This window comes from Microtetraspora sp. AC03309, assembly GCF_020826795.1.
In the GTDB taxonomy this organism is placed as follows: Bacteria; Actinomycetota; Actinomycetes; order Streptosporangiales; family Streptosporangiaceae; genus Microtetraspora; species Microtetraspora glauca.
In genome coordinates, this window is sequence record NZ_JADDIL010000392.1 from 1 (window position 1) to 571 (window position 571).

General features: G+C 61.8%; 1 protein-coding gene. It reads right to left on the reverse strand.

Annotated features, from left to right (window positions below):
- Positions 1-116 precede the first annotated feature (116 nt).
- Positions 117-571: acyl-CoA dehydrogenase family protein (locus tag IMZ11_RS43495; protein ID WP_255708190.1), on the reverse strand; the 455-nt coding region annotated here is incomplete at its 5' end.

Genomic DNA, 571 nt, shown 5'->3' on the forward strand with positions numbered 1-571 from the left:
CGATAACCAAGGAACGTGGCCGATCATGACCAAAAAAGGCCCAATATCTGGGTCCGAAGACCCAGAATCGGGCTTTTCGGGCGTCATATCGGATTATCAAGGGGCCGAACGGCCCGCTAGACACCCAGACTGCGACCGATGATCTCCTTCATGATCTCGGTGGTGCCGCCGTAGATCGTCTGCACTCGGGCGTCCAGGTAGGCCCGGGCCACCGGGTACTCACGCATGTAGCCGTAACCGCCGTGCAGCTGCAGGCAGCGGTCGATCAGCTCCACCTGCTTCTCAGTGGAGTACCACTTGGCCATCGCGGCCTGCTCGACGGTGAGCTTCTCGTCGAGATGCAACCGGATGAACTCGTCGACCATCATGCGCACCACGGTGGCCTCGGTCGCCAGTTCGGCCAGCAGGAACCGGCTGTTCTGGAAGCTGCCGATGGGCTTGCCGAACGCCTTGCGCTCCTTGGTGTACTGCACCGTCTGCTCCAGCACGGCCTCCATCGCGGCGGCGGCCATGATGGCGATCGAGATGCGCTCCTGCGGCAAGTTCTGCATCAGGTAGACGAATCCCTGAC